The organism is Vibrio sp. A37, assembly GCF_059777565.1.
On sequence record NZ_JBLNLI010000008.1, the window covers coordinates 183,613 to 208,992 of the forward strand.

Consider the following 25,380-nt stretch of genomic DNA (forward strand, 5'->3'; position numbering starts at 1 on the left):
TTAGGCTTAATTTATATTTTATCTAGGTATAAAAAAATAAATAAAAATAAATAACCCCTCTCTATGACAATGAATCAATGTATACTCCTTCGGCTAATTTTCAATAAACTTGTAACAGAGATCAAATAATGAACCAAGGTCGAGAACAGCTGCGCGATCATGAGCAAGAAGTGAGGCTCTTTCGCAGACGTGCTTTCATGGCATTTTTCGGTTTGATCTTGCTAGTTGTTGCACTCATCAGCAACCTATATAAATTACAAGTTGATGACTTCAAAAGTTACACGACCCAGTCAAACGATAACTGCATTCAGATTTTACCCGTACCTCCTCCACGAGGTCTGATCTATGACCGAAATGGCCATGTATTAGCGAAAAACATAACGGTTTATAATTTGGACGTCATCCCAGATAAAGTGGTCAATGCAAAAGAAACTATTCAGCGCTTACAAAAATACATGACCCTTACGCCTGATCAGGTCAAACAGTTTTATACTCTAACCCACAGCTGGCATCGCCGATTCAGCAAAAAAGACTTTTTAACCGATCTAACGGATAAACAAGTCGCTGAGTTTTCTGTACACGAATACGAATTCCCTGGTCTATCTATCGTAGCGGGCCTAAAACGTTATTATCCATATGGTGAAGTGCTTACTCATGTACTTGGCTATGTAGGACGAATTAACGACCGTGAGGAAGCTGAGCTCGAAAAAGAGGGCAAAGCTGACAATTATGAAGGCACCAAATACATCGGTAAAATCGGTATTGAAAAGTACTATGAAGATATGTTGCACGGCAAAAAGGGCTATGAGAAAGTCGAAGTAAATAGCCATGGTCGTATTGTTCGTGTACTTCAATACGTGCCGCCCGTTCCAGGTAAAGATATCGTGCTGAATATCGATATCAACCTTCAGGAATATATTTACAAACTGATTCACGAGAAGAAGCACCCCGGTAGTGCCATCGTAATAGACCCTCGCGACGATAGTGTATTAGCTATGGTTTCTAGTCCAAGTTATAACCCTAATCCGTTTGTAGATGGCATTTCGAGTAAAGCGTACCGCAAGCTATTAGATGACCCTCAACATCCACTTTTAAACCGAGCGACTTTGGGGATTTACCCTCCTGGCTCTACGGTTAAGCCATATATTTCGGTAGCAGCTCTCGATACGGGAACCATTACACCATCAACAACACGTGATGACCATGGTCAATGGCGCATACCACACTCGAAAGACAAACACATCTACCACGATGCAGATAGATGGGGCTATGGCAAAGTAAATGTGACTAAGGCAATAGAAGAGTCTGTCGATTCCTTCTTCTACCAAATCGCTTATGATATGGGAATTGACCGACTGTCTAAGTGGATGAACAAGTTTGGCTTTGGTGAAAACACTGGGCTTGATATCGACGAAGAAAGCAGTGCGAACATGCCAACAAAGGCTTGGAAACGAGCAAGACACCACAAACCATGGTATGTAGGGGATACGATCCCAGTTGGTATCGGTCAGGGCTACTGGACTGCGACAAACATGCAGTTAGCTAAAGCGCTCGTCACTTTAATTGACCATGGCAACATCGAAGAGCCTCATTTACTGCGTGCTACCATCAACCACGGCGCTCAGTTTAAAGACTTAACCATGACTAAATATAAAACATTACATCTGATGCAAAACGTTCCAACTAAAGATTGGGACATTGCATTAAATGGCATGCGTTTAGTTGATATGGGACCACTAGGTACAGCGAGAAGAGTATTTAAGGGCGCACCATACTCGAGTGGTGGTAAAACGGGTACCTCTCAGGTGTTTAGTTTGAACAACAAAAACTACGACGCGAAGAAAATAGATGTTCACCTACAAGACCACTCATTGTTCGAAAGCTTCGCACCTTTCAAACACCCTAAGTTCGTTGTCACTGTTATCATTGAGCACGCAGGTTATGGTGTTCAATCTGCCGCTCCAATGGCAAGAAAAGTACTCGATTACTGTATGGCAAACCTAGATGGTAAAAGTGCAGGTATGTAAGAGAGAAAGCACCTAAGCTATCTCTCTTTTAGAAGCAAACAAGCGTCAGGCCGAGTGACCATGACTAGACATTGGTGCATTACTTGGCGTTTTTTTGTTGACTAAATGCTTGTAAATCCAAGCATCAATTGAAAAACGCCCTGGGCCACACAACAACACCGATAAATAAACAAACATATAAATCGCGGCGTCTTCAGCCCCCATTAAACCACCTTTCCCTATCGAGAACCAAACTGCGATGAACATGGTAAACGTCACTGCAATCGCAGAAAGCCTAGTAAACACACCAAGTAAAACCGCTACCACACCCACTGTCTGACAGAATGCAGCCATCCAAAGTGACACCGGTGAGCTAATACCTAACGGATCAGGGAACGTTGCAGCCTTTGCCGCATAGTGTGAATATTTATCCCAACCATGAGTAAAAAGATACAGCCCAGGTAGTACTCTCAAACACAGTAGACCTAAATCATTAAGTGTATCTTGCGATTTGTTCTTAAAATCAAAACGGTAAATCAACTGCAATAGATTTTTCATAATTTCACCTTCCACGTTGTAAAAGCCAATCAACCCATTACTACGGATTCATTGCACTACATGCAAAAAGGTAAAATATTGAGGTGAATTAAAAGCAGTCGAATTACATTCGGTATCTGTTGGGGAATTGAACTGTGCGACAAATTTATACCATTCTAAGTAAGAATATGATCTAAGTGAATAAGCTTCACAGACCAATGCTTTTCTCGATTGGTATTGGACCTATGCCAGCAAAAATTACTGGCACAAAAAAAAGCGCCCCTTGAAGGGACGCTTATCAATTAGTATGAGGTAGCTAAATCAGATGATTAAGCTTGACCTTTAACTTCTTTAAGACCGTTGTAAGGAGCACGCTCACCTAGTGCTTCTTCGATACGGATTAGTTGGTTGTACTTAGCAACACGGTCAGAACGGCTCATAGAACCAGTCTTGATTTGACCTGCAGCAGTACCTACCGCTAGGTCAGCGATAGTTGCATCTTCAGTTTCGCCAGAACGGTGAGAGATTACAGCAGTGTAACCAGCATCTTTAGCCATCTTGATTGCAGCTAGAGTCTCAGTTAGAGAACCGATTTGGTTGAACTTGATAAGGATAGAGTTAGCAACACCTTTCTCGATACCTTCAGCTAGGATCTTAGTGTTAGTAACGAATAGGTCATCACCTACTAGTTGAAGCTTGTCACCTAGTAGTTCAGTTTGGTGCTTGAAGCCATCCCAATCAGACTCGTCTAGACCATCTTCGATAGAAACGATTGGGTATTGGTTAGCTAGTTCAGCTAGGTAATGGTTGAACTCTTCAGAAGTGAAGATCTTACCTTCGCCTTTCATGTTGTAGTTGCCAGCTTCTTTGTCATAGAACTCAGATGCAGCACAGTCCATAGCTAGAGTAACGTCTTTACCTAGTACGTAACCAGCAGCTTCTACAGCTTCTTTGATTGCAGCTAGAGCAGCAGCGTTAGACTCTAGGTTAGGAGCGAAACCACCTTCATCACCTACAGCAGTGTTAAGACCTTTAGCCTTAAGAACTTTAGCTAGGTTGTGGAATACTTCAGAACCGATACGTAGACCTTCTTTAAGAGTAGAAGCACCAACTGGTTGAATCATGAATTCTTGGATATCAACGTTGTTGTCTGCGTGCTCACCACCATTGATGATGTTCATCATAGGTAGAGGCATAGAGAATTGGCCTGGAGTGCCGTTTAGTTCAGCGATGTGCTCATATAGAGGCATGCCTTTAGCAGCTGCAGCTGCTTTAGCGTTCGCTAGAGAAACAGCTAGGATAGCGTTAGCACCGAAGTTAGATTTGTTTTCAGTACCGTCTAGGTCGATCATTAGAGCGTCGATTGCTGCTTGATCTTTCGCATCTTTACCAACTAAAGCTTCAGCGATTGGACCGTTTACAGCAGCGATTGCTTTAAGTACGCCTTTACCTAGGAAACGTGACTTGTCGCCATCACGAAGCTCAAGAGCTTCACGTGAACCTGTTGATGCACCAGATGGAGCAGCAGCCATACCTACGAAACCGCCTTCTAGGTGAACTTCAGCTTCTACAGTTGGGTTACCACGTGAGTCGATAATTTCACGACCTAAAACTTTAACGATCTTAGACATCAATGTTTCCTCTCGTTCTATAAATGTCAATTCAATTGGGTAGCAGCATATAAGATGCGGCTACCTGTATCTAGTTATTTTTCCATCTCATCACGCTGGAATTCACCTGCCGCTTTTACAAAGCCTGCGAATAACGGGTGTCCGTCGCGTGGAGTGGAAGTAAATTCTGGGTGGAACTGAGCTGCAACAAACCATGGGTGGTTTGGGTTCTCAATTACTTCAACCAGTTTCTTGTCCGCGGATAAGCCTGACACTTTCAAGCCCGCTTTTTCGATTTGCGGACGTAATATGTTGTTCACTTCATAACGGTGACGATGACGCTCATGAATCTTAGTATTGCCGTAAAGCTCATGCGCTTTGCTGCCTTTAACTAAGTGACATAGTTGAGAGCCTAGGCGCATTGTGCCACCAAGATCAGACGCTTCTGTGCGCTCTTCAACTTTACCTTCACCATCAACCCACTCAGTGATCAAACCAACCACTGGGTATTTTGTCTCTTTATCAAACTCTGATGAGTTTGCGCCTTCCATTCCCGCAACATTACGAGCATATTCAATCAGGGCAACTTGCATACCCAAACAGATACCTAGGTAAGGTACTTTGTTTTCACGAGCATACTGTGCAGCACGAATTTTACCCTCAATGCCACGATCACCGAAACCACCCGGAACTAAGATTGCATCTAAGCCCGCTAACGCTTCTTCACCTTTACTCTCAACATCTTGAGAATCAACGTATTTGATCTTCACGTTTAGACGGTTCTTAAGCCCTGCGTGTTTTAGCGCTTCGTTAACTGATTTGTATGCATCTGGAAGTTCGATGTACTTACCAACCATCCCGATAACGACTTCACCTGTCGGGTTCGCTTCTTCATAGATAACTTGTTCCCACTCAGAAAGATCAGCTTCCGGAGCGTCGATACCAAAGCGAGTACAAACTAAGTCATCAAGACCTTGTGATTTGATTAGCTGTGGAATCTTATAGATAGAGTCGACATCTTTCATCGAGATAACGGCTTTCTCTGATACGTTACAGAAAAGCGCGATTTTCTTACGTTCATTCGCAGGGATCATGCGATCAGAACGGCAAACCAAGATATCTGGTTGAATACCGATAGAAAGAAGTTCTTTTACAGAGTGCTGCGTCGGCTTAGTTTTTACTTCACCGGCTGCTGCCAAATATGGAACTAAGGTTAAGTGCATAAACATTGCACGCTCACGTCCTAGCTCAACGGCTAGCTGACGAATAGCTTCCATAAATGGTAGAGATTCGATATCACCAACTGTACCGCCTACTTCAACGATAGCCACATCGTGACCTTCGGAGCCAGCAATCACACGATCTTTGATCGCATTAGTAATATGAGGGATAACCTGAATAGTCGCGCCTAAATAGTCTCCGCGACGTTCTTTGCGTAGTACATCTGCGTAAACACGACCCGCTGTAAAGTTGTTACGCTTAGTCATCTTGGTGCGAATAAAACGCTCGTAGTGACCAAGGTCTAGGTCAGTTTCTGCGCCATCTTCGGTCACGAAAACTTCACCATGCTGAGTTGGGCTCATTGTACCCGGATCAACGTTGATGTAAGGATCAAGCTTCATCATGGTCACTTTAAGACCGCGAGCTTCTAAGATCGCTGCTAACGATGCTGCTGCAATACCTTTACCTAGTGAGGATACAACCCCGCCAGTAACAAAAATGTAATTTGTCGTCATGTTTAACCTGAAATTGGTTGAATGAGGGAAATGGGTTTCTTCTGGACGGGATGTAACTATACCAGAAGCCCTTTATCGCCACAACGTGAAATCTATCACACTGCTGTTAATTATTTTTTGCTTCAAATCAATTTGTCAATCAACCCAAGCAAGGTAAATTTCTCAATACATATTTAATCTTTATGTTTCACAGCGTTAACATCTTCTTGGCTCTTCACCTTATCCCAAATCTCGTCCAATTCTTGTAGATTGAGCTGCTGTAATTGTTTGCCATCTTGCTTGACACACTGCTCCAAAGACTGAAAGCGACGCGAAAATTTCTGGTTCGCCTTGGTCAAAGCGACTTCAGGATCTTTACCTAAATGACGAACTAAGTTCACCGTGGCAAACAGTAAGTCACCTAGCTCTTCTTCTAGTTTGTCCGAGTCATCTGACTCCACTTCTTGCAACACTTCGTCAATTTCTTCTCTGACTTTATCGACAACCGGAGGCAGTTCAGCCCAATCAAAACCTACTTTGGCACACTTCTTTTGGATTTTGTTTGCTTTTGAAAGCGCAGGAAGCGACTGAGGAATCGAATCTAAGATACTCTCTTCAACCTGACCTAATCGCTGTTTTTCTTTCCGCTTTTCTTGTTCCCAGTTCGCATTTAGTTGCTCTTCATTTTGTACATTCAGATCAGCAAACACATGCGGATGACGCCGAGTCAGCTTTTCATTGACTGTCTCAACAACCTCTTGAAAGTTAAACAGTTGCTCTTCTTTTGCCAGCTGACTATAAAAAATTACCTGAAACAGCAAATCACCCAACTCTTCTTTTAAATTGTGCCAATCTTTATTGCAAATGGCGTCAACGACTTCAAAAGTTTCTTCAATAGTATGGGGAATAATGGTGTCGAAGGTTTGCTTTTTATCCCAAGGACACCCACTTTCTGGGTCTCGGAGTTGGGACATAATTTCTTCTAGTTGTTCGATAGGGTGATTCATATAAATTTCCTAGAAAAAAGACGAGCTTTCACTCGTCTTTACACTTAATTCAGGTTGTTGATGACGCTAACCAAGCCTTTTGACTGTCATAACGTCTTTGATTTGTTCAACGCGCTTAGTGACTCGTGATAACACTTCCACATTGGTCACTTCTAAATCAAAGTCCATCACTGACAGTTGGCGCTTATAATCCGTTCGGCTGCGCATGCTAGTGATCTTCATTTTTTCATTGGCTAGTAAAGTGGTGATATCTTTCAACAGCCCGCTACGCTCCATCGCCTCCACTCGAATAGTCAGAATATAAGAACCAACAAAGCCACTGCCCCACACTGTATCAATGATTCGCTCTGGCGCATGATGACTCAGCTCTTCAAGCTGCTCACAATCACTGCGGTGTACAGAAATGCCGCGCCCTTGGGTAATGTAGCCTTTGATATCATCGCCTGGAATTGGCTGACAACACCTTGCTAAGTGGGTCATTAAGTTATCGACACCTTCAACCACAACCGCGTCTTTTTTAGGTCTACTGACTGGCGCCGCTTTTTGCTCGGACTCTTGCAGTTTCTCTAGGGCTTGCTGATCTTCCTCTTCGGCTGTTGGCTTATTCACCAGCGCATTAATATGATTAACTATCTGGTTAATACGTAAATCGCCAGTGCCTACACCCGCATACAACTCATCAGGTGTATTTACATTGAAGCGCTTCAATGCATATTCATCAGCATCTTTTAACGTAGCACCAATCTTCTGTAATTCGGTCTCGAGGATTTCTCGCCCAGCTTCAATATTCTTCTCGCGGCCCTGCTTTCTAAACCAAGCGTTAATTTTCGCCCGAGCACGACCAGAATGAACAAACCCCATTGATGGGTTTAGCCAATCACGAGAAGGGTTGGGTTCTTTCGAAGTGATAATTTCAACTTGATCGCCCATCGACAGTTTGTGAGTAAATGGAACGATTCTGCCAGCCACCTTAGCACCAATGCAGCGATGCCCTACCTCAGAGTGAATGTGATAAGCAAAATCGAGCGGCGTTGCGCCCATCGGTAAATCGACAACATCACCTTTTGGCGTAAAGGCGTATACACGATCATCAAAAACTTGGCTGCGAAGTTCATCGAGCATTTCGCCAGAGTCTGACATCTCTTCTTGCCAATCAATCAGCTTACGTAACCAAGTAATTTTCTCATCGTAACCGCTTCGACTGCTACTGCCTTCTTTGTATTTCCAGTGTGCCGCAACACCAAGTTCAGATTCTTCATGCATCTGTTTGGTGCGGATTTGGATTTCGATGGTTTTGCCTTCCGGCCCTAGTACCACAGTATGAATTGATTGATAACCATTGGGCTTGGGGTTCGCCACATAATCGTCAAACTCATCAGGAAGGTGTTTATATTTGGTATGGACAATACCTAAAGCGGCGTAACAATCTTGTAAGCGGTCGGCAATAATTCTTACTGCACGCACATCAAACAGCTCATCAAACGCTAAGCTTTTCTTCTGCATCTTACGCCAGATGCTATAAATATGTTTCGGCCGGCCGCTGACTTCCGCTTGGATATGCGACTCCTTCATTTCGGCAGAAAGATCATCTACAAAGTCATCGATGTACTGCTCACGAACAATACGCCTCTCAGAAAGTTGCTTGGCAATTTGTTTGTAAGTGTCAGGCTGTTGGTAGCGAAACGCGTAATCTTCAATTTCCCATTTAAGCTGACCGATACCTAGTCTGTTGGCAAGAGGAGCATAAATATTGGCACACTCTTTTGCTGCTGCTCGGCGAACCTCATCAGGCTCTTTTTTAACTTCAATCAGATTACAAATTCGTTCAGCGAGTTTAATTACCACGCACCTAAAATCATCCACCATGGCAAGTAGCATGCGACGAACATTATCCACCTGCCCAGAAGCGGCAGATCCTTCTAATGTCGCATTGAGCTGACCGATAGCGGCCATCTCTTCAACACCATCAATGAGTTTGATGATCTCTTTACTAAAACGCTCTTCAAGCAACTCTCGGTCGTAAATACCACTGGTCACGATAGGAAACAATTGCGCTGCAATTAGCGTTGCACTATCCATCGACAAGGTGATTAAAATTTCAATCATCTCTCGACCACGCCAAAGCAATACCGCTCCCTGTTCAAGGCCTTCTACCATAGCTTCACATTGACGATATACCGCCGTTAGCTTATTCGCTGTTTTACTATCTTGCCCGAGACTAGAGATCCATTTCTCTAATTCAAATTGTTCGTCTTGGATTAAATGCGCACTTCGTACCGCGACCATTGTTCTATCCTAGTGTCATAGTTCGTTTTCATAGCCAACCAAATGTTTTGGTTCAAATATATTATTGGGTATTATTTTTAACAAACAAGGCCATCGATTCTAAGTGGCTGGTATGTGGGAACATATCCAGCATACCAAGCTTTTTCAGTTGAAAACCTTGCTGATATAGAGTCTGGCTATCTCTGGCCAATGTAGCAGGATTACAAGAAACATAAACGACTTTTGAAGCACCTAGTTTGCCAATTGAATCAACAATACCACTTGCGCCAGCTCTTGCCGGGTCGAGCAGTATTTTATCAAATTTTTCTTTCGACCACTCGGCTGTGTCGATATTTTCTTCTAAGTTTGCATGGAAGAATTTAGCATGAGTAATAAGGTTAAGTTCTGCATTGGCACTTGCTTGTTTGACCATTTCAGGGACGCCTTCCACTCCCACTACTTTTTCCACTACTTTAGCGATTGGCAAGCTGAAGTTTCCCACACCACAGAATAGATCCAGTACCTTGTCCTGCTCTGTCAATGCAAGCCATTCCATCGCTCGGTTTACCATCTTTTGGTTTATTCTTTGGTTTACTTGAATAAAACTGTCTGGGCTAAAAGCAACTTTGCAACTGTTCTCTTGATAATATGGTTCATCACCAGTTATTTGAGTCAACTCGCCAGAATTTGGAATAAGAAACAGAGATAGCTGATGGGTTTCAGCAAAAAGTGTCAGTAGGTTAAGATCTTTATTGGTAAGTGCTTTGGTATGTCGAACTATCAGTACATTACCATTGTCTGCTTTTACTAACTCAACATGTCCTAGCGATTCTTGCTTGCTAAATTGGACCAGGGTCTGTTTTAAACCGGGCAACAGTGCATTCAGTGATGGTTCTAAAACAGGGCAATCAGTAACTTCAATAATTTGGTTACTCGATTTTTTTCGAAAGCCAAATTGGAGTGTTGACACCTTTTTGTTGAAAAAGACGCTAATACGAGCGCGGCGACGATAACCTTTATCTTCATCAAAAATAGTAGGTTCCAAATCCTGACAGGAAAAAGAAGGCACATCCATTAAATGTTTTAAGGAAGCTTGCTTGTATTCGATTTGAGACTTATGGTCGAGATGCTGCATGTTACATCCACCACATTGGCTATAGTGTGGACAAAAAGGCTTCACACGCTCAACACTTGGTTTTAGAAGCTTAATCAGCTTGGCTCTCGCATACTTCTTTTTACTTTCAGTGAGCTGCATCACTACTTGCTCATTTGGTAATGCTCCTTCAATAAAAACTGGTTTTCCAGACAGATAACCAATACCTGCTCCATGATGATCCAATTTTTCAACTAATATTTGTTGATGTTTAGTGTTTAACTGCGCTTTTTTAGGTTGAAAAAATTGAGCCATGGTTTTGCCTGAAATTGTCATAAAGTTTGGTTAAATCATCTGCGAACTGCTACTGGTCTTAGGTTGATTGTCGCACAACCCTAACTTGATTAAGCTAAGCATCTAATTTAATGTTTCGTATAGACCCTCCAATCTCCTTTGTAGAGAAAGTTTGGGCATAGAGCGTTATTTTCCCATATCCAAGAGATGATGTTTAGACAATAATGACAAGATACGGCTTACGTGCCCGCGTAATTACTCTAACCCTTGCGCCAACCCTAATCATTGGTTTGCTTCTGAGTGCATTTTTTTCCTTCAGTCGTTATCACGATCTAGAAAAGCAAGTGATCAATGAAGGCCTAAGCATTATCGAACCTTTGGCTATTGCCAGTGCCGAAGGGTTAAAAACTCAGAACCGAGAGTCCGTACGCCGGTTGATCAGCTACGCTCATCGCAAAAACTCTAAATTTGTTCGCAGTATTGCTGTTTTTGATTACAACCACGATTTATTCGTAACGTCTAATTTTCATCCAAATTTTCAGGAATTAACCTTCCCTAAAGACAAACCTATACCTTTGGTAGGCACCTCTGAGCTACACGACAACACGCTAATATTAAGAGCTCCGATACTGGCAGAAGGAGGCTATATTTCCAACCTATCTGGGCAAGCAGGACCAAATCAGGCGTTGGGTTATATCGCAGTAGAACTCGATCTTTCGTCGCTGCGATTACAACAATATCAAGAAATATTCTTTGCATTCTTGGTATTACTAGCGGGTTTAGGGCTTTCGAGTATCTTTGCCTTTAGGCTGCTTCATGATGTAACCCGACCAATCACACACATGAAAAATATGGTGGACAGGATCAGGCGTGGTCATTTAGATGTTCGAATAGAAGGTAAGTTACATGGTGAGCTAGATGCACTTAAAAATGGTATCAATGCAATGGCAGTGTCACTGTCGGAATACCATATTGAAATGCAGCACAGCATTGACCAAGCAACGTCAGATCTTCGCGAAACATTAGAACAGTTGGAGATTCAAAACGTTGAGCTCGATATTGCTAAAAAGCGCGCTCAAGAAGCGGCAAGAGTCAAATCAGAGTTTTTGGCCAATATGTCTCATGAATTAAGAACCCCATTAAACGGTGTGATTGGCTTTACTCGGCAGATGCTTAAAACCAGCCTGACTAACAGCCAAACTGACTACCTTATTACAATTGAAAAATCAGCAAATAACCTGTTAGCCATTATCAATGACATATTAGACTTCTCTAAGCTCGAAGCAGGAAAGTTAGCCCTCGAGAATATACCTTTTGAGTTCCAAGATAACTTAGAAGAAGTCATTAGCCTACAAGCGACTAGCGCACATGAAAAAGGCCTAGAGCTCACCTTAAAAGTGGATCCAAAAATCCCTTCTGGCTTGGTTGGCGACCCACTACGTATCCAGCAAATCATGACCAACTTAGTCGGCAATGCTATTAAGTTTACCGAGCATGGTAATGTAGATATCAGCGTGGAAATGCGTTCGCAAAAAGACGAATTTGTAGAGCTACAGTTTATGATTCGAGATACAGGGATCGGTATCTCAGAGCGCCAACAAGCACAGCTATTCCAAGCCTTTAGTCAAGCAGATGCCAGTATTTCGCGCCGCTACGGAGGTACAGGGCTAGGACTCGTAATCACGCAAAAATTGGTGACGCAAATGGGAGGTGAAATCAGCTTAACCAGTCGTTTACACCAAGGATCAACGTTCTGGTTTACTGTGCGAATGCTGGCAACCGACATGCCAGTGAGTGATTTCCTTCACTCTGAAACGTTAAAGGATAGATCATTACTTCTGATTGAGCCCAATACCCAAGCCGCTCTAGCAACTCGAATGCAGCTTGATCAGTTTGGACTGCGTGTTACTCATATATCTTCTATTACTCAAGTTGAAGATCACTTCGACTACATCTTACTATGTTTGTCTCCTGCCACAGACCACCAAACAGACAATATAGAAAAACAAATTGCATGGGCACAAAGCCTTGCGACAACCGTCATTGTTAGTACACCAAGTACGACTTTAGCTTTAGCCGATCACTTAGTACAGAATTACCAGATTCCTTGTGTCACAAAACCTTTGCCAAAGAAAAAACTGCTTCAAGCATTGGTTTCAGACAAACCCATCATACCTCCACCAGCCGTTGTTAAGCAGGTGAAGCAAGAAAAGCTAGAAAAAATGCCAATTTCCGTTATGGCCGTGGACGACAATAAAGCAAACCTCAAGCTAATTGGAGCTCTACTTGAGGAGCGCGTTGATCTTGTTGTGGTATGTACCAGTGGCCCAGAAGCCATAGAACAGGCAAAGGAGCAAAAGTTTGACGTGATACTGATGGATATCCAAATGCCTCAAATGGATGGTGTCACCGCATGTAAGCATATTAAGCAGACAGAATTTAATGCCAATACTCCCGTAATTGCGGTTACTGCGCACGCGATGAGTGGGGAACGAACTCGGTTACTTGATGCGGGAATGGATGATTACCTAACTAAACCTATAGAGGAAAGCCGCCTACAGAAAACGTTAGATTACTGGAGCAACCAATCCAGCAATATTGGCGACAATGAAGTTGAACCAATGCCTGTAGAAAATGAGCCAGAAAATACGCAACAAAATGAAACTGAATCAGCGAATCCCAATCAGGTAATCGACTGGCAACTCGCGTTGAAACAATCAGCATTTAAAGAAGACTTGGCAAGAGATATGCTGAAAATGTTGATTGATTATTTCCCTGAAGTTGTGCCAGTAATAGAAGAGTCACTGTCTAATGCAAAAGAAGCGGACATCGACGACCTGTTGCATTATATCCACAAACTGCACGGCAGCTGTGCCTATAGCGGTGTTCCTCGCCTGAAGTCTGTTTGTGCAACGATAGAGAGGGCTCTACGTTCAGGCTCAAGTATCGAAGATATAGAGCCTGAGCTTTTTGAACTACAAGATGAGATTGATAAAGTGAGTGAAAGCTCAGTGGAATACTTAGCTTAAGACTCAAAAATCACGGTTGCCACAGCGTAGTGCCTTTCATCGGACAATGATAAATGAAAGTTTATTGCACCTTGCTGCTCTGCGATATCCTTAGCCTTATTACTAAGAGTCAATATGGGCTTACCTTTGGCATCATTTGAGACTTGAAAGTCTTGAAAAGTCACCCCACCAGCGATACCTGTCCCTAGAGCTTTTGACGCAGCTTCTTTGGCGGCAAAGCGCTTAGCTAAAAAGCGGCTTTTGTTGTTCAAATCTATATAGGTAGCGTACTCAAAGTCCGTCAGAATCCGACGAGCAAAAGACTCCCCCGACCTTTCCAGTGCTTTGTCGAATCTTTCAATTTCAGCGATATCAGTACCTATCCCAACAATTGCCATAGTTCTTATCTCCGTGCGGCATCCATCGTTTCTTTCATATCTGAAACCGCCTTGGCAAGCCCATCAAATACAGCTCGGCCAATAATCGAATGCCCAATGTTTAATTCATAAATCTCTGGCAGCGCCGCAATTGGGGCTACATTATGATAGGTTAGACCATGACCTGCGTTAACGGTAATTTCCAAGTCTCGCGCATAACTGGCAGCAGCAGCGATTTTCTTCAGCTCATCCTGCATATCTTCTTCTGTTTCCGCGTCCGCATAATGCCCGGTGTGAAGTTCAATAAACGGTGCCCCGCAAGCTTTGGCTGCATCAATTTGCTCTCTATCAGCATCGATAAATAATGAAACTCGAATTCCTGCAGCGGTCAGTTTTTCAGTGGCAGCTTTAATTTTTTCTAATTGTCCGACGACATCGAGACCACCCTCAGTAGTCAGTTCTTCCCTCTTTTCGGGAACGAGACAGACAAACTCAGGCTGAGTGTTCAGCGCGATTTCAACCATTTCATCGGTAACAGCCATCTCTAGGTTCATTCGTGTTTGCAGCGTTTCACGAAGAATGCGGACGTCTCTGTCGGTAATATGACGACGGTCTTCGCGTAGGTGAACTGTGATCCCGTCTGCGCCTGCTCTTTCTGCTATCTCAGCTGCATGCACTGGATCGGGATACTTTGTCCCTCTAGCATTACGCAAAGTAGCAATGTGATCGATGTTAACGCCAAGAAAGATTGGGCTCATTTTAGTTACTCCGTAATTTAGAAGCTGTGGAATACGTGCTAAACAGCTCCCTACTTTTTAATGGTTTGCCGCCAAGATACGGCTTTAAGGCTATACGAGTAAAGCGTTTAGCCGCTTTTAATTGGTTTTTGCTAACGAAACGCCGCTCTCCCATTGCGATAAGCTCATCACCAAGGAAAGTTAAATGGTCTTTCCTCACAGACGCAAGAAAACCTTTTTGCTCTCTGTACCGGTAAGTCATTTCCGGTTCAATGGCGTTACCTGTTCCAGCACAGCAGAAGAAGTCGACACCATACCCTAGAACATGAAGCAAGGACAGTTCAAAACGGCGCAAAGCAGGTTCTGGGTTCTCACTCTGAGCAAGTTCGGTTAATGCATTTAAATAGTCGTGAAATAAAGCTGGCATAGGAACTTCAACAGACAATACTCGCCCTACCAGTTCGTTGAGGTACATAGCAGAATATAAGTTAATACCAGTGAGAGGCATTGCTAAACTGATTGGCTCGGCTTGACGTAGGGTTTTCATTTCACCTTTACCTGACCACTTCATTAACAATGGAGTAAATGGCTGCAATGCACCTTTCAACGCTGAACGTTTGCTTCTCGCCCCTTTCGATAGCACACAAACTCGCCCTTGCTCTTCGCTGAATACATCGAGAATCAAGCTAGTTTCGCTGTATGGGCGTCGATTTAATATAAAGCAGCGCTGCAAATCCTCAGTCAATAACTTTTCCTCAATTTATATAAAAAGAGAGTCTATAAGACTCTCTTTTTACTGTCATTTCCTTAGATGTCGTCAATGTAACCTAGTGAGCGAAGGGCTCGTTCATCATCCGCCCAACCTGATTTCACTTTTACCCAGGTTTCTAAGTACACTTTGCGACCGAACAACTCTTCCATATCAAGTCTTGCTTCACGGCCAATGGTTTTGATCTTTTCGCCACCTTTACCAATGACCATTTTCTTTTGACCACTTCGTTCAACTAATATTAGACCATTAATATGGAAGCCATCTGTCTCTGGGTTATAGTCAAAGCGCTCAATCTCAACGGTGACAGAATACGGTAATTCATCGCCAGTAAAGCGCATAAGCTTCTCGCGAAGAATCTCTGAGGCCATAAAACGTTGTGAACGATCTGTCACATACTCTTCTGGGAAATGATGGGTTGCTTTCGGTAAATACTCTCGAACATGCTTACGTAAAACATCAATGTTTTTACCGTGCTTAGCCGAAATTGGCACTACATCGACAAATTCCATTTTTTTCGACATCTCCGACATGTGTAGCATCACGTCATTGCGATCCTTTACGTTATCAACTTTGTTGACGCAAAGAACTACCGGAAAGTTAGACTTACTGAGCTTGTTTAGGACCATTTCATCATCTTTAGTCCATTGCGTACCGTCAATCAAAAAGAATACAAGGTTCACATCGCTCAGCGAGCTGTTAGCCGCACGGTTCATTAAACGGTTTATTGCGCGCTTTTCTTCGATATGAAGGCCCGGTGTATCAACATAAATGGCTTGATAGTCGCCATCAGTGTCTACGCCCATAATGCGATGTCGTGTTGTCTGTGGCTTGCGAGATGTGATTGAAATTTTCTGACCAAGAATTTTGTTCAGCAGTGTCGATTTACCCACATTTGGGCGGCCCACTATGGCAATAAATCCACAGTGCTGGTTTTCTGGAGAGGTGGCCTCGCCATGAGATGCGAAATAAGCATCGATATCAAATTCTTTATCAGACATTGGTTAACTTCTCTAACGCCGATTCTGCCGCCGCTTGCTCTGCTTTACGGCGACTAGTTCCTATACCAATAATAGCCTCTTTTAAGTCGACTACATCACAAGAGACGGTAAACTCTTGGTTGTGAGCTTCACCTTTTATCTTGGTCACTGTATAGACAGGAAGTGGTTTTTTCCGTCCTTGCAGATATTCTTGCAAACGTGTTTTCGGATCTTTTTGCGATACGCCAGGCTTGATAGAATCTAATCGGCTGGCATACCAACTCAATATGATGGCTCGTACGGCCTCGATATCACTATCTAAGTATATCGCACCAATAATGGCTTCCACTGCATCGGCCAAAATCGAGTCGCGCCTAAATCCACCACTTTTAAGTTCACCTGGACCTAATTTTAAGTAATCTCCTAACTGAAACTCACGACCTAGTTCTGCCAACGTATGACCTCGAACTAAAGTTGCGCGCATCCTGCTCATATCCCCTTCATTCACTTTAGGAAAGCGGTGATAAAGCTCATCTGCAATAACAAAACTTAAAATTGAATCGCCCAGAAACTCAAGACGTTCATTGTGTTTACTGTCGGCACTGCGGTGAGTCAGTGCTAAATGAATAAGCTCAGCATCATCAAATTGATAGCCGAGCTTTTTTTCTAACTTACTAATAGGAGTATTCATACTCTCTCAACTGTTACTGTCTAGAATGTGCTAACCACATAGGTCAGCACACTTTGTTCATAGACTATTTAATACTACCGATACGACTGAAGCGAACACCTGTTGGAACCCAAGAAGGTAGAACACTATTAGGACTACGGTCAAACTCAAAGCTCATCCAAATCGCCACTGCTTTTCCAACCAAATTTGCTTTGGGCACGAAGCCCCAGTAACGACTATCAGCACTGTTGTCACGGTTATCGCCCATAACAAAGTACTCGCCTGGGGGTACTACCCACTCATCAACACCCGGGCGTGGTTGGTATTCATATGTTCGATCTCTACGTAGAGGGTTAATCAAAATATGATGCTCAACTTTGCCAAGGTGCTCAGTCTTCTCTATTAAATGCACACCATTTTGAACAAAACGGCTTTGATGCACATTGGTATCCACCACATTCGTACACTTAGTGGCACCTTTAGGCTGAATACATAAAACTTTATTGCTGTTATAACGAATCACATCACCAGGCAAACCTACGATACGTTTTATGTAATCGATACTAGGGTTTGGCGGATAACGGAAAACGGCAATGTCTCCACGCTTCGGTTCACCAGTATTAACTAGCTGGTGGTGCCAAACTGGATCTTTTAATCCGTAGGCAAACTTTTCCACTAAGATAAAGTCACCAACTAACAGAGTTGGCATCATAGAGCCTGAAGGGATCTGAAAAGGTTCATAGATAAATGAACGTAATATCAGCACAAATGCAATGACAGGAAAAATAGCAACGCTGTTTTCAATCCACCATGGCTGAGTTTTCAGTTTCTTCGCTGCACTTTCATCAAGATCTTTCGCTTCTTCTGCTTGTTTGATCTTTTCTAAACGCTTTTTACTCCATACCCACTTTTCTAACGCCCACACAATACCAGTCACTAACGTGACAATGACAAGTATGATTGAAAAAGTATTAGCCATCGATTGTCCTTACATTCAATATGAAAATGAAAGTGCACCAGTAATCTGGCCACTTTCATTGTGAAAAGGTCTGTAATATCTAACGGAAATTTTAATCTTTACCTACGTGTAAAATCGCAAGGAAAGCTTCTTGAGGCAGTTCAACGTTACCGATCTGCTTCATACGCTTCTTACCTTCTTTCTGCTTCTTCAACAGTTTTTTCTTACGGCTCACGTCACCACCATAACACTTCGCAATCACGTTCTTTCTTAACTGCTTAACCGTTGAACGAGCAATAATGTGGTTCCCGATCGCTGCTTGAATTGCGATATCAAACATTTGACGAGGGATGAACTCTTTCATTTTCTCAACCAATAATCGACCACGGCCTTGAGCTTGATCTTTGTGAGTGATAATCGCTAGTGCATCCACTTTATCGCCGTTAAGCAGTACATCAACCCGCACCATATTCGACGCTTCAAAACGTTGGAAGTTATAATCCAAAGAAGCGTAACCGCGAGATGTCGACTTTAATCGGTCGAAGAAATCTAAGACAACTTCCGCCATCGGAATATCATAAGTGACTGCGACTTGGTTACCGTGATACACCATGTCTACCTGCACACCACGCTTTTCAACACACAAAGTAATCACATTGCCCAAGTAATCCGAAGGCACCAAAATATTACAACGTGCTATTGGCTCACGAATTTCTTCTAAGTCATTAACTGCTGGAAGCTTGGCTGGGCTATCAACATAAAGTAGCTCACCATCACTCTTTTCAACTTCATACACTACCGTGGGTGCAGTAGTAATTAAATCAAGATCGTATTCACGCTCTAAACGCTCTTGAATAATTTCCATGTGCAGCATACCTAAGAAGCCACAGCGGAAACCGAAACCAAGTGCTGCTGAGTTTTCTGGCTCATAAAATAGCGAGGCATCGTTTAAACTCAGCTTACCGAGAGCATCACGGAAGTTCTCATAGTCATCTGAAGAAACTGGGAAGAGGCCAGCATAAACTTGCGGCTTAACCTTTTTAAATCCAGGAAGGGCTTCTTCACAACCATGCTTAGCTAGCGTTAACGTATCGCCAACTGGTGCACCGAGAATGTCTTTGATGCCACATACAACCCAACCTACTTCGCCAGTTTTAAGCTCAGTGGTATCTTGCTGTTTTGGAGTAAAAATACCAAGACGATCAACACCCCATACTTGGTCGGTACTCATCACCTTAATTTTATCGTTTTTCTTTAGCACGCCATTTTTAATTCGGACTAGAGATACAACACCGAGGTAGTTGTCAAACCACGAATCAATAATAAGTGCTTGGAGTGGCGCTTCTGGGTCACCTTCTGGTGCTGGTATTGAAGAAACGATGTTTTCTAAAACATCCTCAACACCTAAACCAGTTTTAGCTGAGCAACGAGTCGCCTCCATTGCATCAATGCCAACGATTTCTTCAATTTCTTCCGCAACACGTTCAGGTTCAGCAGCAGGTAAATCGATTTTGTTCAGGATTGGCACCACTTCCAAATCCATTTCAATGGCGGTGTAACAGTTGGCAAGAGTCTGTGCTTCTACACCCTGACCGGCATCAACCACCAGCAGCGCACCTTCACAGGCAGCAAGCGATCGGGACACTTCATAAGAGAAATCCACATGTCCCGGAGTATCGATAAAGTTAAGCTGATACGTTTCACCATCTTTGGCTTTATAATCCAACGTCACACTCTGCGCTTTGATAGTAATACCGCGCTCGCGCTCTAGGTCCATTGAATCCAATACTTGAGCTTCCATCTCGCGATCGCTAAGTCCTCCACAGACTTGAATTAAGCGATCGGAAAGAGTGGATTTACCGTGGTCAATATGGGCGATAATCGAAAAGTTGCGAATGTGCTTCATAGGTTTGGCGTGACTAAACTCGTTGCATTAAAAGAAACTATAATGCCGCAATCATGCGGCATTTTACACAGGTTGGCAGATTCTACCCAATTTCTGTCCAATACACTAGTTAATTGGCTCACCGAGTACACGAAGCAATACCACTTCTCTAGCTGAATCTTGCTCCGCTTTGTGGGATAACTTTTTCGCAAGCACAATACCTAGGAAAAGAAACAGTGCAGATATTAAAATAGTCAAACCCTCACCGGTTGCAAACAAGGGTACTAAAAACCATTGGGAAATTAATGCACCAATAAACAGCATGACGAGAGGAGTGATATAAACGATAGAAGCAGACCAAAGCAGGCTTTTTTCTGGAAAACCGATTTCAACCACTTGCCCTTCTTTAAGCATTTTATCTGTAGAAAGCTGCCAAAATAGGGTTTTATTGCCAAAAGCCTTACTGACGATACCGGTTCCACAGCTTTTTTGTGACGAGCAACTGGTGCAACTGGTTTGTTGCTCACAACTCAACTCAACCTCGTATTCTTTGCCAGTCGAATTCACCGAGCTGACTGTTGCCAGAGCGGTCATCATTGGGCACTAGTCTCTGTCGTCGTTTTCTCTACTGAGTTGGTAGAATTTGAATCAGTCAGCTTTTTCGTGGTACTGACTGGAGAAAATGTTACAGAGCGAGCGATTCTCAGCGCTGTTTCTGGTGGAATGTCCCCAATCACTGCCACTTCGTTTTTACCATTGGCATAAATTTGCAAAGTTCTACGACCCTGCCTAACCAATTGGCTTTTTAAAGACTGATCATTTCGATCAGAAACATATACTGAAAAATCAAATAACCCATCGGAGTAGAGTTGGCTTTCTACCATATTATCGGTACCAGAGAGTCTATAACGGTTGAGCTCTTCAGGTTTAAAACCATTAGGAACCCAAGTCACTTTCCAATACGTATGTTTGAGGTTACCTCTTGGCAAAGACAAAACTTGTGGTAATCGAACGGTTTGCAAACTACTCAACGCTTTTGCAACACTGTCTCCGACTGCAAGAGAAATAGTTCTAAACTGCTCTAAAATATCGCCATCCCTATCGACTAAATCAGCCCGCAGCGGCAGTTTTGTTTTTTCGTCCACCCATAAAATATACGAGTAACGCATGCCATCCTTAGAAACCACTCGTAGAACTTGGCATGTCGCCCCAGCTTCACGAGCTTTACCTAAAGGAATGAAATCATAATACTGACTCAACTGTTTGATATCGCTATTTAGTAGAGGGATCGTTGGCGCAACCATGTAGTTTGCACGAATAGTAAATGGCTCTGAGCTGGAATCAATATAGCTCACTTCACCACCTCGGCGGATAACTTCTCGCATTGGTCCACTTAAATAAACCAAGTGAGCCAATTGGATATTGTTATCGATAGCATGGCTGTACTGAAGAGGCTCAATAGTATTACGGTTTATAACGATATATGACAGTTGATAATTGAGTTGCTGGCTGGCTTTATTCATTTCAGTTAATAAAGCCTGAACCGAAGGTTTGTCAGCAGCGTAGGCTGCTACTGAACTTAAGCAATATACAACGAGCGCACAAATTAAAGGCTTCTTCATTCGGCTACCAGTTTAGTGTATTCATAATTATAATGCGCTTTTCCTTTTCGCAGAGTTAACGTCACTCAGATTGGCTTCTCATTAGTTTCTGTTTATCCAAATCACTGTTGTAACCTCGAATAACATTCAACTTATATTGAGAATCTGACTGTTCACTATTGTTTAAAGTAAAGCTTGCTGGTGATGTTGTACCAAAAGCTAATGTCTTCAACTGGCCAGTTCCATCTGTTGTTGACTGATTTGACGTCGTTGGGTAAATCATAACCGCGGAGACTACTGCAAGTGTCACGCTCGCTGCGACAGCAACTTGACCAAACGGAGACAGCCATTTTGGCAAGCGTCGGCGAGCCGAAACTGGATTAGGCTGAGACTCTAACTTTGCATCATGCAGATTTGATACCTTATCTGACAGCAAAGGGTTGTGTGCGGGTTCGCTTTCCAACGCTAAGGCAACACTTTCAGCAATATTCCATTCTGGTTGCTCAGGAGCTTCACCGCGCATAACATCACCGATCAAGTGATAATTTTTCCACGATTGAAGGCCTTCATGATCATTCTCTAATTCAGTGATTAGAGACTTATCGATCATCTCTCCATCCATGAGTGCTGAAAGCTTTTCTTTGTCAGCCATTATTTCCACCATTTTCATTAGTGCTACTAGCGTTGCAAAAGAGGTTTGATTTTCTTTTCCACCGCTTCGCGAGCACGGAATATACGGGAACGTACTGTTCCCACTGGACAATCCATCACTTCAGCAATTTCTTCATAACTTAAGCCATCTAGCTCTCGCAAAGTCATTGCTGTTTTCAAATCTTCTGGTAGTGCCTCGATAGAACTAAAAACAACGCTTTTCAATTCTTTGGACAACGTTAAGTTCTCCGGGTTCGATATTTCTTTCAACGCACTACTCGTTTCGTAATACTCTGCTTCTTCAGCATCCACATCGCTTGCTGGTGGCCTCCTGCTCTGTGCAACAATGTGATTTTTAGCGGTATTGACAGCTATCCTATATAACCAAGTATAGAACGCACTTTCACCACGAAAACTGGGGATTGCACGATACGCCTTAATAAATGCTTCTTGGGCGACGTCGGCAACGTCTCCAGAATTGCTCACGTATCGAGAAATAAGATTGCATACTTTGTTTTGATATCGTAAAACCAAAAGATTAAATGCTTGCTTATCTCCGCTCTGTACTCGCTCTATCAATACTTGATCGGTCAGTTGCTCGTTCATTCGAGCGTGTACTCCTATTGTTATTTACCCCATCTAGTTCTAGACATGAGCTTTAATTATGCAAAATGTAGTATTGACACCACCGCTAACATGAGCAGTATTGTGACCTAGGAATGCAAAAAAAGTTCAAAACTTTCGTAAATTTTTTACCCACTGCACTCATCACTATGATGTAATCTTTATGGGTTCGCTTAACACAAATCTAAAGTCGAACTCGGTGAAATGCAATGGGAGATAAAAATAATTGTATTCTTTTCAACTGTATTTATAGATTTTCTTTATATAAGCTGAATGCTATTTCATCAGCTCAGGACCGAACAGTATTATGAACGCACACCGTGAACATGTATGTGACGTATTAGTAGTGGGGAGCGGAGCGGCCGGTCTCTCACTTGCCCTTCGTATCGCAGAGCATGCCAAAGTTATCGTACTCAGTAAAGGCCCTCGCAGCGAAGGAGCTACCTATTATGCCCAAGGGGGCATTGCTGCTGTATTTGACGAGTCAGACAGTATCGAATCACACATTCAAGATACCCATATCGCTGGCGCCGGCATCTGTGAGCAAGACTCGGTAAAGTTTATCGCTGAAAATGCAAAAGAGTGTGTACAGTGGTTAATCGATGGTGGAGCGCCATTTGACTTAGAAGGCAACGATAATGATGGCCAACCTAAATATCACCTCAATCAAGAGGGCGGCCATAGCCACAGGCGCATTTTGCATGCGGCTGATGCCACAGGTATGGCAATGCAAACCTCTCTCCAAGACAACGTAAACAACCACCCAAATATCGAGATTTACGAACGCTACAACGCATTGGATTTAATTACAGAAGATAAAATTGGTGGGAATAAGAACAAAATTGTTGGTGCTTACATCTGGAACAGGGCTGACGAACATGTTGAAACGGTAAGAGCTAAGTTTGTTGTTCTCGCAACAGGAGGCGCATCTAAGGTATACCAATATACTTCCAACCCTGATGTTTCATCCGGAGATGGCATTGCTATGGCTTGGAGGGCAGGATGTCGAGTTGCCAATTTAGAATTCAATCAGTTCCATCCCACTTGCCTTTATCACCCTGAAGCAAGAAATTTCTTATTAACAGAAGCTCTCCGTGGAGAAGGCGCTCATTTACTTCGTCCAGACGGCACTCGATTCATGCCCGACTTTGATGAAAGAGAAGAACTCGCACCTAGGGATATTGTCGCGCGCGCAATCGACTTCGAAATGAAACGCCTCGGTGTTGATTGCATGTACCTCGACATCAGCCACAAACCCGTTGAGTTTATTGAAAAGCACTTCCCAACGATCCACATGCGCTTGCAAGATCTCGATATCGACATGACTAAGGAACCCATACCTATTGTTCCTGCTGCTCATTATACCTGTGGTGGTGTGGTGGTAAACAAAAGCGGAGAGACGGATCTAAACCAACTCTATGCTATTGGTGAAGTAAGCTACACCGGCTTGCATGGCGCGAACCGTTTGGCTTCAAACTCTCTACTAGAGTGCGTGGTTTATGCTTGGTCAGCAGCAAAAGATATTTTGGAAAAACTACCAGAAGCCACTTTACCAAGCTCACTTCCAGCATGGGATGAGAGCCAGGTATCTAATTCCGATGAAGAAGTGATCATTCAACACAACTGGCATGAGCTTCGACTATTTATGTGGGATTACATGGGCATTGTAAGAACTGATAAACGACTAGAGCGAGCATTGCGGCGTATTCAACTCCTCCAGCAGGAAACTCATGAGTACTACAGCAACTTTAGAGTTTCCAATAACTTGTTAGAGCTTAGAAATTTGCTGCAAGTTGCAGAATTAATGGTGCGATGTGCAATGCAAAGGAAGGAAAGCAGAGGTTTGCACTACACATTAGACTACCCAAATTTAATCGAAAACAGCGGACCGACCATCCTGACGCCAAAACAATAGTGATGCCAGTGAGTAGGGAGCACCTCCTCTCTACTCGCGATTTTCTCTTTCATAACGTAAGTAAATGATCAAATTACGATAATCGGTATCATTCACACTATCTCGCCAAACACTTACTTTCTTTCCCTTCATATCTGTAAATACAATGAACACTGAAGCATAAGCCAGCAACACATTGCTAACCTTATGATTATTTTTAGAAAAAGTAAGCACTCTACCTTGAGAAATACGTAAAAAACCCGATATCACCTGCGGAATAAAAGTATCACGCAAAGCGTAAGCAACCAGCAGGCCTAGTAAATAAAGCGAAGCGGGTAATGGTAAAGGAGAAACAACACAGACGCACATTGCAATGTTTAAAATCAGTAAGTTTGCAATGTGCGCATTAAGGGAAGGTTTAGCAAATAAACTAACGGACTTTGCTGAGGTTATAGGCAACAATTTTGTCAACCATGGAAGCGTGACCTAAGTTTTCGCTTCTTCCGTGTCCCATAACCCAAGTAAATAGATCAGGGTCATCACACTCCAATAGCGATACAAAATCTTTCTGCTCATTTTCGGACAAAGAATCAAAGCACTCTTCAAAAAACGGCATAATAACAACGTCCAACTCTAGCATACCTCTACGGCAAGCCCATTTAATTCGCGCTTTCTCTTCATCTGTGTACATACTGCCCT

At 43.0% G+C, this 25,380-nt stretch carries 22 protein-coding genes; 3 read left to right on the forward strand and 19 right to left on the reverse strand.

The window, feature by feature from the left end; genetic code table 11:
• The first annotated feature begins 128 nt into the window (after positions 1 to 128).
• Positions 129 to 2,027 carry a penicillin-binding protein 2 gene (gene mrdA, locus ACM2FC_RS15310; RefSeq protein ID WP_498481829.1) on the forward strand — a complete coding sequence of 633 codons (1,899 nt, stop codon included), beginning with the start codon at positions 129 to 131 and terminating at the stop codon, positions 2,025 to 2,027.
• A 45-nt stretch (positions 2,028 to 2,072) separates the two neighbouring features.
• On the opposite strand, the gene ACM2FC_RS15315 is transcribed toward mrdA, so the two are convergent.
• The 6 genes from ACM2FC_RS15315 to rlmD all read right to left on the reverse strand — a co-directional run bounded on the left by ACM2FC_RS15315 (position 2,073) and on the right by rlmD (position 10,548).
• A complete protein-coding gene (locus ACM2FC_RS15315) occupies positions 2,073 to 2,564 on the reverse strand; it encodes a DoxX family protein (protein ID WP_498481830.1) in 492 nt (163 codons plus the stop codon).
• Positions 2,565 to 2,872: 308 nt separating this feature from the next.
• Entirely contained in the window at positions 2,873 to 4,174 is a 1,302-nt protein-coding gene (eno, locus tag ACM2FC_RS15320) for a phosphopyruvate hydratase (protein WP_498481831.1), read from the reverse strand.
• A 74-nt stretch (positions 4,175 to 4,248) separates the two neighbouring features.
• The gene (pyrG, locus tag ACM2FC_RS15325; protein WP_498481832.1) at positions 4,249 to 5,889 is read right to left on the reverse strand and encodes a CTP synthase; all 1,641 of its coding nucleotides are present in this window, start codon (positions 5,887 to 5,889) and stop codon (positions 4,249 to 4,251) included.
• Positions 5,890 to 6,062: 173 nt separating this feature from the next.
• Complete coding sequence (gene mazG / locus ACM2FC_RS15330) at positions 6,063 to 6,875, reverse strand: nucleoside triphosphate pyrophosphohydrolase (protein ID WP_498481833.1); 813 nt, start codon at positions 6,873 to 6,875, stop codon at positions 6,063 to 6,065.
• A gap of 66 nt (positions 6,876 to 6,941) precedes the next feature.
• Positions 6,942 to 9,161 carry a GTP diphosphokinase gene (relA, locus tag ACM2FC_RS15335; RefSeq protein ID WP_498481834.1) on the reverse strand — a complete coding sequence of 740 codons (2,220 nt, stop codon included), beginning with the start codon at positions 9,159 to 9,161 and terminating at the stop codon, positions 6,942 to 6,944.
• A 61-nt stretch (positions 9,162 to 9,222) separates the two neighbouring features.
• Positions 9,223 to 10,548: a 23S rRNA (uracil(1939)-C(5))-methyltransferase RlmD gene (gene rlmD, locus ACM2FC_RS15340; RefSeq protein ID WP_498481835.1), complete on the reverse strand. Its 1,326-nt coding sequence runs from the start codon at positions 10,546 to 10,548 to the stop codon at positions 9,223 to 9,225.
• A 203-nt stretch (positions 10,549 to 10,751) separates the two neighbouring features.
• Here rlmD and barA point away from each other — a divergent pair, with 203 nt between their 5' ends.
• The gene (barA, locus tag ACM2FC_RS15345) at positions 10,752 to 13,556 is read left to right on the forward strand and encodes a two-component sensor histidine kinase BarA (RefSeq protein ID WP_498481836.1); all 2,805 of its coding nucleotides are present in this window, start codon (positions 10,752 to 10,754) and stop codon (positions 13,554 to 13,556) included.
• Here barA and acpS read toward each other — a convergent pair.
• The 11 genes from acpS to rpoE form a co-directional block, all read right to left on the reverse strand.
• Positions 13,553 to 13,933 (reverse strand): holo-ACP synthase, encoded by a 381-nt coding sequence (gene acpS / locus ACM2FC_RS15350; protein WP_498481837.1) that lies wholly within the window; start codon positions 13,931 to 13,933, stop codon positions 13,553 to 13,555. The two genes, barA and acpS, sit on opposite strands and share 4 nt — an antisense overlap.
• A gap of 5 nt (positions 13,934 to 13,938) precedes the next feature.
• Positions 13,939 to 14,670 (reverse strand): pyridoxine 5'-phosphate synthase, encoded by a 732-nt coding sequence (gene pdxJ, locus ACM2FC_RS15355; RefSeq protein ID WP_498481838.1) that lies wholly within the window; start codon positions 14,668 to 14,670, stop codon positions 13,939 to 13,941.
• A gap of 1 nt (position 14,671) precedes the next feature.
• Positions 14,672 to 15,394, reverse strand: a complete 723-nt coding sequence (recO, locus tag ACM2FC_RS15360; RefSeq protein ID WP_498481839.1) for a DNA repair protein RecO — start codon at positions 15,392 to 15,394, stop codon at positions 14,672 to 14,674.
• 62 nt (positions 15,395 to 15,456) lie between these two features.
• Positions 15,457 to 16,419, reverse strand: coding sequence for a GTPase Era (gene era, locus ACM2FC_RS15365; protein WP_498481840.1), 963 nt, complete (start codon positions 16,417 to 16,419; stop codon positions 15,457 to 15,459).
• Positions 16,412 to 17,089 (reverse strand): ribonuclease III, encoded by a 678-nt coding sequence (gene rnc / locus ACM2FC_RS15370; RefSeq protein ID WP_498481841.1) that lies wholly within the window; start codon positions 17,087 to 17,089, stop codon positions 16,412 to 16,414. The genes era and rnc overlap by 8 nt, the downstream gene beginning before the upstream one ends.
• Positions 17,090 to 17,153: 64 nt before the next feature.
• Positions 17,154 to 18,047, reverse strand: a complete 894-nt coding sequence (lepB, locus tag ACM2FC_RS15375; RefSeq protein WP_498481842.1) for a signal peptidase I — start codon at positions 18,045 to 18,047, stop codon at positions 17,154 to 17,156.
• A gap of 91 nt (positions 18,048 to 18,138) precedes the next feature.
• Positions 18,139 to 19,932, reverse strand: a complete 1,794-nt coding sequence (gene lepA / locus ACM2FC_RS15380) for a translation elongation factor 4 (RefSeq protein WP_498481843.1) — start codon at positions 19,930 to 19,932, stop codon at positions 18,139 to 18,141.
• 105 nt (positions 19,933 to 20,037) lie between these two features.
• The gene (locus tag ACM2FC_RS15385) at positions 20,038 to 20,508 is read right to left on the reverse strand and encodes a SoxR reducing system RseC family protein (RefSeq protein ID WP_498481844.1); all 471 of its coding nucleotides are present in this window, start codon (positions 20,506 to 20,508) and stop codon (positions 20,038 to 20,040) included.
• Positions 20,505 to 21,533 carry a sigma-E factor regulatory protein RseB gene (rseB, locus tag ACM2FC_RS15390; RefSeq protein ID WP_498481845.1) on the reverse strand — a complete coding sequence of 343 codons (1,029 nt, stop codon included), beginning with the start codon at positions 21,531 to 21,533 and terminating at the stop codon, positions 20,505 to 20,507. Before rseB ends, ACM2FC_RS15385 begins: the two co-directional genes overlap by 4 nt.
• A gap of 61 nt (positions 21,534 to 21,594) precedes the next feature.
• Positions 21,595 to 22,164: a sigma-E factor negative regulatory protein gene (locus ACM2FC_RS15395; protein WP_498481846.1), complete on the reverse strand. Its 570-nt coding sequence runs from the start codon at positions 22,162 to 22,164 to the stop codon at positions 21,595 to 21,597.
• 26 nt (positions 22,165 to 22,190) lie between these two features.
• Positions 22,191 to 22,769, reverse strand: a complete 579-nt coding sequence (gene rpoE / locus ACM2FC_RS15400) for an RNA polymerase sigma factor RpoE (protein WP_498481847.1) — start codon at positions 22,767 to 22,769, stop codon at positions 22,191 to 22,193.
• Positions 22,770 to 23,094: 325 nt separating this feature from the next.
• Here rpoE and nadB point away from each other — a divergent pair, with 325 nt between their 5' ends.
• Positions 23,095 to 24,702 carry an L-aspartate oxidase gene (gene nadB, locus ACM2FC_RS15405; protein WP_498481848.1) on the forward strand — a complete coding sequence of 536 codons (1,608 nt, stop codon included), beginning with the start codon at positions 23,095 to 23,097 and terminating at the stop codon, positions 24,700 to 24,702.
• A gap of 30 nt (positions 24,703 to 24,732) precedes the next feature.
• Here nadB and ACM2FC_RS15410 read toward each other — a convergent pair whose 3' ends face one another.
• Both ACM2FC_RS15410 and ACM2FC_RS15415 read right to left on the reverse strand, forming a co-directional pair.
• Complete coding sequence (locus tag ACM2FC_RS15410; RefSeq protein ID WP_498481849.1) at positions 24,733 to 25,143, reverse strand: protein YgfX; 411 nt, start codon at positions 25,141 to 25,143, stop codon at positions 24,733 to 24,735.
• Positions 25,112 to 25,372 (reverse strand): FAD assembly factor SdhE, encoded by a 261-nt coding sequence (locus tag ACM2FC_RS15415; protein WP_498481850.1) that lies wholly within the window; start codon positions 25,370 to 25,372, stop codon positions 25,112 to 25,114. The genes ACM2FC_RS15410 and ACM2FC_RS15415 overlap by 32 nt, the downstream gene beginning before the upstream one ends.
• Positions 25,373 to 25,380 lie beyond the last annotated feature (8 nt).

What these genes read in the sequence shown, in the direction of transcription:
- mrdA (WP_498481829.1), top strand. Translation starts at nt 129, where the DNA reads ATGAACCAAGGTCGAGAACAGCTGCGCGATCATGAGCAAGAAGTGAGG.
- ACM2FC_RS15315 (WP_498481830.1), bottom strand. Translation starts at nt 2,564, where the DNA reads ATGAAAAATCTATTGCAGTTGATTTACCGTTTTGATTTTAAGAACAAA.
- eno (WP_498481831.1), bottom strand. Translation starts at nt 4,174, where the DNA reads ATGTCTAAGATCGTTAAAGTTTTAGGTCGTGAAATTATCGACTCACGT.
- pyrG (WP_498481832.1), bottom strand. Translation starts at nt 5,889, where the DNA reads ATGACGACAAATTACATTTTTGTTACTGGCGGGGTTGTATCCTCACTA.
- mazG (WP_498481833.1), bottom strand. Translation starts at nt 6,875, where the DNA reads ATGAATCACCCTATCGAACAACTAGAAGAAATTATGTCCCAACTCCGA.
- relA (WP_498481834.1), bottom strand. Translation starts at nt 9,161, where the DNA reads ATGGTCGCGGTACGAAGTGCGCATTTAATCCAAGACGAACAATTTGAA.
- rlmD (WP_498481835.1), bottom strand. Translation starts at nt 10,548, where the DNA reads ATGGCTCAATTTTTTCAACCTAAAAAAGCGCAGTTAAACACTAAACAT.
- barA (WP_498481836.1), top strand. Translation starts at nt 10,752, where the DNA reads ATGACAAGATACGGCTTACGTGCCCGCGTAATTACTCTAACCCTTGCG.
- acpS (WP_498481837.1), bottom strand. Translation starts at nt 13,933, where the DNA reads ATGGCAATTGTTGGGATAGGTACTGATATCGCTGAAATTGAAAGATTC.
- pdxJ (WP_498481838.1), bottom strand. Translation starts at nt 14,670, where the DNA reads ATGAGCCCAATCTTTCTTGGCGTTAACATCGATCACATTGCTACTTTG.
- era (WP_498481840.1), bottom strand. Translation starts at nt 16,419, where the DNA reads ATGTCTGATAAAGAATTTGATATCGATGCTTATTTCGCATCTCATGGC.
- rnc (WP_498481841.1), bottom strand. Translation starts at nt 17,089, where the DNA reads ATGAATACTCCTATTAGTAAGTTAGAAAAAAAGCTCGGCTATCAATTT.
- lepB (WP_498481842.1), bottom strand. Translation starts at nt 18,047, where the DNA reads ATGGCTAATACTTTTTCAATCATACTTGTCATTGTCACGTTAGTGACT.
- lepA (WP_498481843.1), bottom strand. Translation starts at nt 19,932, where the DNA reads ATGAAGCACATTCGCAACTTTTCGATTATCGCCCATATTGACCACGGT.
- ACM2FC_RS15385 (WP_498481844.1), bottom strand. Translation starts at nt 20,508, where the DNA reads ATGATGACCGCTCTGGCAACAGTCAGCTCGGTGAATTCGACTGGCAAA.
- rseB (WP_498481845.1), bottom strand. Translation starts at nt 21,533, where the DNA reads ATGAAGAAGCCTTTAATTTGTGCGCTCGTTGTATATTGCTTAAGTTCA.
- ACM2FC_RS15395 (WP_498481846.1), bottom strand. Translation starts at nt 22,164, where the DNA reads ATGGCTGACAAAGAAAAGCTTTCAGCACTCATGGATGGAGAGATGATC.
- rpoE (WP_498481847.1), bottom strand. Translation starts at nt 22,769, where the DNA reads ATGAACGAGCAACTGACCGATCAAGTATTGATAGAGCGAGTACAGAGC.
- nadB (WP_498481848.1), top strand. Translation starts at nt 23,095, where the DNA reads ATGAACGCACACCGTGAACATGTATGTGACGTATTAGTAGTGGGGAGC.
- ACM2FC_RS15415 (WP_498481850.1), bottom strand. Translation starts at nt 25,372, where the DNA reads ATGTACACAGATGAAGAGAAAGCGCGAATTAAATGGGCTTGCCGTAGA.